The 7,030-nt window shown below is 29.9% G+C and carries 9 protein-coding genes and 1 pseudogene; 4 read left to right on the top strand and 6 right to left on the bottom strand.

Features of this window, described 5'->3' with window-relative positions; all coding sequences use genetic code 11:
• From L8W55_RS05870 to argS, 4 genes and pseudogenes are all read left to right on the top strand, one after another.
• A pseudogene (locus L8W55_RS05870) lies at nt 1–759 on the top strand (hypothetical protein); the annotation flags it as partial.
• Nucleotides 756–1,370, top strand: a complete 615-nt coding sequence (gmk, locus tag L8W55_RS05865; protein ID WP_263677781.1) for a guanylate kinase — start codon at nt 756–758, stop codon at nt 1,368–1,370. The pseudogene L8W55_RS05870 and the gene gmk, both read left to right, overlap by 4 nt.
• 1 nt (nt 1,371) lies before the next feature.
• A complete protein-coding gene (locus tag L8W55_RS05860) occupies nt 1,372–1,611 on the top strand; it encodes a twin-arginine translocase TatA/TatE family subunit (protein ID WP_039618758.1) in 240 nt (79 codons plus the stop codon).
• A gap of 9 nt (nt 1,612–1,620) precedes the next feature.
• Nucleotides 1,621–3,216: an arginine--tRNA ligase gene (gene argS, locus L8W55_RS05855; RefSeq protein WP_263677779.1), complete on the top strand. Its 1,596-nt coding sequence runs from the start codon at nt 1,621–1,623 to the stop codon at nt 3,214–3,216.
• Here the strand turns inward: argS and L8W55_RS05850 are convergent.
• The 6 genes from L8W55_RS05850 to L8W55_RS05825 all read right to left on the bottom strand — a co-directional run bounded on the left by L8W55_RS05850 (nt 3,213) and on the right by L8W55_RS05825 (nt 6,988).
• Nucleotides 3,213–3,731 (bottom strand): threonine/serine exporter family protein, encoded by a 519-nt coding sequence (locus tag L8W55_RS05850; protein ID WP_039618755.1) that lies wholly within the window; start codon nt 3,729–3,731, stop codon nt 3,213–3,215. The two genes, argS and L8W55_RS05850, sit on opposite strands and share 4 nt — an antisense overlap.
• Nucleotides 3,728–4,504, bottom strand: coding sequence for a threonine/serine exporter family protein (locus L8W55_RS05845; RefSeq protein ID WP_263677778.1), 777 nt, complete (start codon nt 4,502–4,504; stop codon nt 3,728–3,730). Before L8W55_RS05845 ends, L8W55_RS05850 begins: the two co-directional genes overlap by 4 nt.
• Nucleotides 4,505–4,647: 143 nt before the next feature.
• Nucleotides 4,648–5,262, bottom strand: a complete 615-nt coding sequence (locus L8W55_RS05840; protein WP_263677776.1) for a DedA family protein — start codon at nt 5,260–5,262, stop codon at nt 4,648–4,650.
• A gap of 49 nt (nt 5,263–5,311) precedes the next feature.
• Nucleotides 5,312–5,740, bottom strand: a complete 429-nt coding sequence (locus L8W55_RS05835) for a trehalose-6-phosphate synthase (protein ID WP_263674712.1) — start codon at nt 5,738–5,740, stop codon at nt 5,312–5,314.
• A gap of 48 nt (nt 5,741–5,788) precedes the next feature.
• A complete protein-coding gene (locus tag L8W55_RS05830; protein WP_263677775.1) occupies nt 5,789–6,271 on the bottom strand; it encodes a peptidylprolyl isomerase in 483 nt (160 codons plus the stop codon).
• A gap of 9 nt (nt 6,272–6,280) precedes the next feature.
• The gene (locus tag L8W55_RS05825) at nt 6,281–6,988 is read right to left on the bottom strand and encodes a YebC/PmpR family DNA-binding transcriptional regulator (RefSeq protein WP_039626618.1); all 708 of its coding nucleotides are present in this window, start codon (nt 6,986–6,988) and stop codon (nt 6,281–6,283) included.
• Nucleotides 6,989–7,030 lie beyond the last annotated feature (42 nt).

Raw genomic sequence — 7,030 nt, 5'->3', positions numbered from 1 at the left:
AATATAGAAGAAAATATAGAAGAAAATATAGAAGAAAATATAGAAGAAAATATAGAAGAAAATCCCGCCAAAATGGATTCTTTTGATGAATTGCCTATGGTTGAAGAAATGGGTGAAAAAGAGATGAGTTTTGATGATTTGCCTGAGGATGCTCAATTTATTGGGGAAATAAAAGAAAATAATAGCGTTGTAGAAGAAAATGAACCTTTGGTAGAAGAGCTTTTAGAAGATGAAGCTATGGAATTTGAGCCAGAAGAGGAATTAAGCACTCAAGATAAAATAAAAGAAGAACTAGCTGCTATTGATGAACTTGATGAAGAGTTGAATGGTCTTGATGAGGAGTCAATGCAAGATTTTGATACTCAAGAAGCAAGTAATAATGAAAATGCGCAGGTTTTAGATTTAGAGGAAAATATAGAGGAAAATATAGAGGAAAATATAGAGGAAAATATAGAGGAAAATATGGGTGCAATTTTAGATGATATACAAGATGAGTTTGCAAATTTAAATGAAAATGATATTATGTTAGCTTTAGGTGAAGAGCTTGCTTCAGTTATTGTAGAAAAGAAAGAAGAGGGCAAGGTAAATACTAAAGAAAAAGCAGAAAATTTACAAGAAGATGAAATGGTAAATGAACTTAGTAAAAGCATAGCTCAAACTATTACTTCAAGTATTACCGATGATACTTTAAAAGCAGCCTTAAAAGGCATGAAAATGAATATAAACATTAATATAAGCTTTGATGAGGATAAACATTGAGTGGTCAAATTTTAATCATCTCAGGGCCAAGTGGAGCAGGTAAGAGTACCTTGCTTCAAAGGCTTTTTAAAGAAAAAGATAATATTTATTTTTCTATTTCTAGTACAACAAGAGCTCCTAGAGAAAATGAAAAAAATGGAGTAGATTATTTTTTTATCAGTGAAGAAGAATTTAAACAAGGTATAAAAAAAGGCGATTTTTTAGAATGGGCTTTGGTGCATAAAAATTATTATGGCACTTCGTTAATCCCCGTAAAAAAAGCATTACAAGAGGGTAAAAGTGTCGTTTTTGATATTGATGTGCAAGGTTTTTGTATAGCTAAAGAAAAAATGCCTGAATATATTACTTCTGTCTTTATTACAACCAAAAATAAAAAAGAACTTGAAAAAAGATTGCTTAAGCGAAATACTGATAAAATAGAAGATATTAGCAAAAGATTAGAAAATGCTAGTGATGAAATGGCTTATTTGGATCGATATGATTTTTTAATCATAAATGATGATCTTGAAAAAAGCTATAGGGAGTTAGAAGCAGTTTTTGAAGCTTCGAAATTAAAAAGTACAAAACATGATTTAAAACAAATTCAAATTCAATGGAATAAAGGAGAATAAAATGCATATGCCAAGCGGAACTCAATGGTTGATTATATTACTTATTGTGGTGTTACTTTTTGGTGCAAAAAAAATTCCAGAGCTTGCTAAAGGCTTAGGAAAAGGTATTAAAACTTTTAAAGATGAAATGAACACAGAAGATGATAAAAAAATTGTTCAAGAAGATGCACAAAAAATTGAAAAAATCAATGAAAAAGATGTGCTTGTAAAAGAAAACAATGAAGAAGTAAAAAAAGCTTAAGGTAAAACATTGAAAACTTTAGTTTATAAAAAAATTAAAGAAAAAATAGGAAGAGATTTTATCTTAGAAAATCCTAAGAATAAAAATCTAGCCCACTTTGCTACACCTTTGGCTTTTTCTTTAGCTAAAGAATTAAAGCAAAATCCCATGGTAATTGCTAATGATATTGTTGCTAAGTTAAAAGATTGTGATTGTTTTGAAAGTGTAGAAGCTTTAAATGGTTATGTAAATTTTAAGCTTTCAAGAGCTTTTTTAAATTCTTTAGCTACGCAAGCTTTGGGCGATAGTGAGAATTTTGCAAAAGATGATAAAAAAGAGCAGAGTTTTTTACTCGAGTATGTGAGTGCAAATCCAACAGGGCCTTTACACATAGGACATGCTAGAGGAGCTATTTTTGGCGATACTTTAACTAGGGTTGCTAGGCATTTAGGATATAAATTTGATACAGAGTATTATGTCAATGATGCGGGTAATCAAATTTATCTTTTAGGTCTTTCTATATTACTTGCAGTGAAAGAGCATTGTTTAAAAGAGCAAGTTCAATATCCTGATGAGTATTATAAAGGTGAATATATCGTAGATGTAGCAAAAGAGGCTTTTGCTGAATTTGAAAAAGATTTCTTTGTAGAAGAAAACATTCCGCAATTAGCACTTTGGGCTAAAGATAAAATGCTTAAAATTATCAAGCAAAATTTAGCCGATGCTAAGATATTTATTGATGCTTATGTGAGTGAAACAAGCTATTATAATGAATTAGAAAATACTTTAAAAGCTTTAAAAGAGCATGGTGGTACTTATGAGCAAGATGGTAAAATATGGCTTGCATCAAGTGCTAAAGGCGATGAAAAAGATCGTGTGATTATTAAAGATGATGGAAAAGGAACTTATTTAGCTGCTGATATAGTTTATCATAAAGATAAAATGAGCCGTGGTTATGATAAGTGTATTAATATATGGGGAGCTGATCATCATGGCTATATAGCTAGAATGAAAGCTGCTATGGAATTTTTAGGACATGATAGTCAAAATCTTGAAATTATTCTAGCGCAAATGGTTTCATTATTAAAAAATGGCGAACCTTATAAAATGAGTAAAAGAGCAGGAAATTTCATCTTAATGGGTGATGTTTTAGAAGAGCTTGGTAGTGATGTGCTAAGATATATTTTTATTAGTAAAAAATGTGATACACATTTAGAGTTTGATGTAGATGAGTTTAAAAAAGAAGATAACTCTAATCCTGTGTATTATATTAATTATGCTCATGCGAGAATTCATCAAGTATTTACTAAAGCAGGTAAAAGTGTAAATGATGTTATGCATGCTAAATTTGAGAGTTTAAATGAAGATGGTATGAATCTTTTATTTGAAAGTTTAAATTTAAAAGCAGTACTTAATGATGCATTTGAGTCAAGAGCCTTGCAAAAAATTCCTGATTATTTAAAAAATTTAGCTTCTTTATTTCATAAATTTTATAATGAAAATAAAGTAGTTGGCTCAAGTAATGAAGATGAGCTTTTAAAACTTTTTGCCGTATGTGCTTTAAGTATTAAAACAGCTTTTGCACTTATGGGAATAGAGGCAAAAAATAAAATGAATCACGATTAATTTTGGTCGTGATTTTTACTTTTTTTAATACTTCTTGTCATCATAAAGCTTTGCTCAAAAAACAAAAGTAAAGTCACGCTTACTCCTACTGCTAGAGCTAGTGTTACTGAAAGCGTTGTAAAAAAATGATCGAAAAATTGAATCAAGAAATTAGTCTTTTCGCTAATATCCTCTGAGCGTATAAAAGAAATCAAATACAATATGGCTTTATATGCATAAATTCCAGGTATCATAGGAATGAGAGCGGGAAAAGCTATGATTTCAGCAGGTGTTTTAAAAATCTTAGCTAAAAATAAACCAAGACAGCCTATGCTAAAAGAAGCTATAAAGGTTGCAATGGCTAAGGTTTGAAAGCCAAAATACCCCATCAAAGTAAAGCGCATACCATGAGCTATAGCAGCTAATATGGCTGAAAGTATGAGTGTTTTAAAGGGTGGATTGCACACATAAGCAAAGCCAAAACCTGTTAAAGCTGCAAAAAACATATCCCAAAGTATAGAAGAATAATCAATCATCTTAAAATCCCAAAATCACTAATACTAAGAGTAGTATAAATTCCAATGGCAATACAACACACTAATATCGCTACGCTTATAATACGACTAAGTCCCATGAGTATATGATCTTTTAAAATGTCTATAACGGAGTTTATAAAATAAACACCAGGAATTAAATACAATATACTAGAACCTAAAGCAACATTAGCTTCTTGCACGAGTTTTAAATCCACTCCAAAAAATACAATAAAAGAGGATAAAAAAGAACAAATAATGTATTGAATTCTTAAATCAATTTTTATTCTAGTGAGTAAAACTCTTAAGCTAAAACCTACTAAAGTAGCTAAAAATACAAATAAACAGCCATAAAAATCTCCTCCAAATAGCTTGCAAAAGGCCGAATTTGCTGCTGATACTAAAAACAAATTCGCTAAAAAAGGATTTCTTTTACTTTGTTTGAGTTTTAAAAGAGAAAATTTAGCTTCTTCTAGGTTGTATTTATGATCATGAATTTGCCAGCTTAATGCGCTAAGTGCTAATATAAGTTTAAAGTTAATATGATTGTGTTTATTGGGTATGATATAGGTTCTTTGTATGGAATTATCATCTTTATCAAAAATATTTAGTGTGGTATGATGAAAGAAAAAATTCATGTTAATCTCATAACCATATGCATTAGCTATCCTTCCAACGCACTTTGCCACTCTTGCTGTGTAAGTTCCAGCGCTTAAAAAAACACTAATGTATTCGATTAAAAAATCTGTTAAATTTTGAATTGATGGTTTTTGCATAACATTTTTCTTTGAAATAGTTTTTATAAGATTTTATCAAAAATCAAATATAAAATCATATAAATTTAAAGGTTTTTAGAAAAATATATATTAAATCAAAGAAAATTATAAAACACCTAGCTAATTAAACTAGGTGTTTAAAATTAGAAATTTTTAAAGTGTTTTTTTCTTTTTTGGATATAGATATAAATAGCTACAATCATAATGGCAAAAACAATACAAGCTACAATAACAAAATGCAAATATTCTTTAATCAGATCTTCATTTTTACCTAAAACATAGCCTAATATAAGCAAGATTAAACACCAAATTCCAGCCCCCAAACTAGTATAAAATATAAATTTTTTTAAATTCATTCTCGCAAGTCCGGCAGGTAAAGAAATGTATTGACGCAAACCTGGGATTAATCTACCACTAAAGGTAGATATTTCACCATGTTTATTAAAAAAAGCTTCAAACTGAGCAAATTTTGTTTCATTAACTCCAAAATATTTGCATATTTTTAAAAGAACTTCCCGCCCTAAAAAATAACATAAATAATAATTAAGCAAAGCCCCTAAAAGAGCTCCAAAAGTCCCACAAAATAGACATAGCCAAAAGTTAAGCTCGTTTTGATGAGCTAAATATCCAGCAGGTATCATCACTACTTCGCTAGGAAAAGGAAAAAAGGAACTTTCTACAAACATAAGAAAAATAATCCCCCAATAACCCCAATCTTTTGCAAGGGTGAGTAAAAAATCTATAATATCACCAAGCATAAATAACCTTTATTTTTTATGCTAATGATATAAGTTTAGTTTTAATGTTTTAAAAATATAACATCGCTTTTGCACAAATGACTATTAAAATACATAAAATCAATGCGATTAAATGAGATTTTAAAGGGTCTTTTCTTTTTAAAACTTTTATAAAAAATAAAGAGTAAAAAGTCAAAACTAGCATTGTTATTAATAATAAAAGTTTGATAAATAAAAATATGCCAAAATTACTTGCAAAAAAATCCCAAAAAGAGTTAATTTCATAAAAACTCAAAAGATAAAATCCACTCAATAAAAGCAAGATAAAAATACTAGCAAAGATAATAATACTTGATTTAGTATAGGCTTTTTTGATTTTATCGCAATCTTCTTTACTTTGGTGTTTATAAGCAAAGCGATAAACACATACATCAAAAAATACATAAGCTATAAAAAATACAGCACAAATAAGATGAATACAAATAAAAATAAAATGCATAGTTAATCTCCTTAAAAAATCATAGCACAATTTTAAGGAGATGTAAAATTAAAGTTTTTCTAAAATTTGGATAGTTTTGATTTTATCTCCTGCTCTAATGCTATCTAGTACTTCCAAACTTTCTTTATCTTCAGGATTGATTTGTCCAAAGATAGTATGTACTCCATCTAAATGAGGCTGTGGGCTGTGACAAATGAAAAATTGTGATCCGCCTGTATCTCTACCAGCATGAGCCATAGATAAGCTACCTCTTAAGTGCTTGTGTTTTTGATCGTCACATTCACACTCTATCTCATAACCAGGACCACCTGAACCTATACCATAAGGACAACCACCTTGTATCACAAAATTTGGAATCACACGGTGAAAAACAAGCTCATCATAAAAACCATCATTAGCTAAGTTAGCAAAATTACACACAGTTTGCGGTGCTTCATCGGGAAATAATTCTAATTTCATATCACCTTTTTCGGTGCTAATGATAGCAAAATTGTATTTTTTTGCATCTTTTGTGTCGATTTTTTTAAGCATTTTTTGCTCCTATTCTATGTTGGTATAAACTGCTTGTACATCATCATCATCTTCTAATTTATCAAGCAATTTTTCAATATCAAGAAGTTGTTCTTCACTAAAACTTACAGGATTGTTTGCAAGGTATTCAAGTCCTGCTTTTTTAAGCACTAAGCCTTTTTTTTCTATGGCATTACTAAGCTCACCAAAAGCAGTGTAATCACCTATGACTAATAATTCTTCATCATTTTGCTCAAGTTCTTCAAGTCCTGCATCAATGAGTTCAAGCTCAAGTTCTTCTAAATCTCCATCATATTTTTCAAGATGAAAAACAGCTTTGTGTGAAAACATAAAAGTTAAAGAGCCATTTTGTAAAATTTCTCCGCCATTTTTGCTAAAAATAGCTTTTACATTTGCTACTGTGCGTGTAGGATTATCACTCATACACTCAACGATAATTAAAGCTCCATGTGCTGCTTTTCCTTCATAGTGGATATTTTTAATATCAGCACTATCTTTTCCACTTGCTCTTTTAATAGCTGCATCGATATTGTCTTTTGGCATATTATTAGCTTTTGCAGTAGCTATGGCACTACGAAGCTTTGGATTCATATCAGGATCAGCTCCGCCTTCTTTTGCTGCTACTTGTATAGCCTTTGCAAGTTTTGGAAAAAGTTTGCTCATTTTATCCCATCTTGCTTCTTTAGAGGCTCTGCGATATTCAAACGCTCTTCCCATAAATTCTCTCTTTCTTATATTGTTTTAAAGTTAAAAGTATAA

The sequence above is a fragment of the Campylobacter sp. FU_520 genome (assembly GCF_025772385.1).
GTDB lineage: Bacteria > Campylobacterota > Campylobacteria > Campylobacterales > Campylobacteraceae > Campylobacter_D > Campylobacter_D lari_C.
This window is presented reverse-complemented; position numbering and strand designations above follow the sequence as displayed.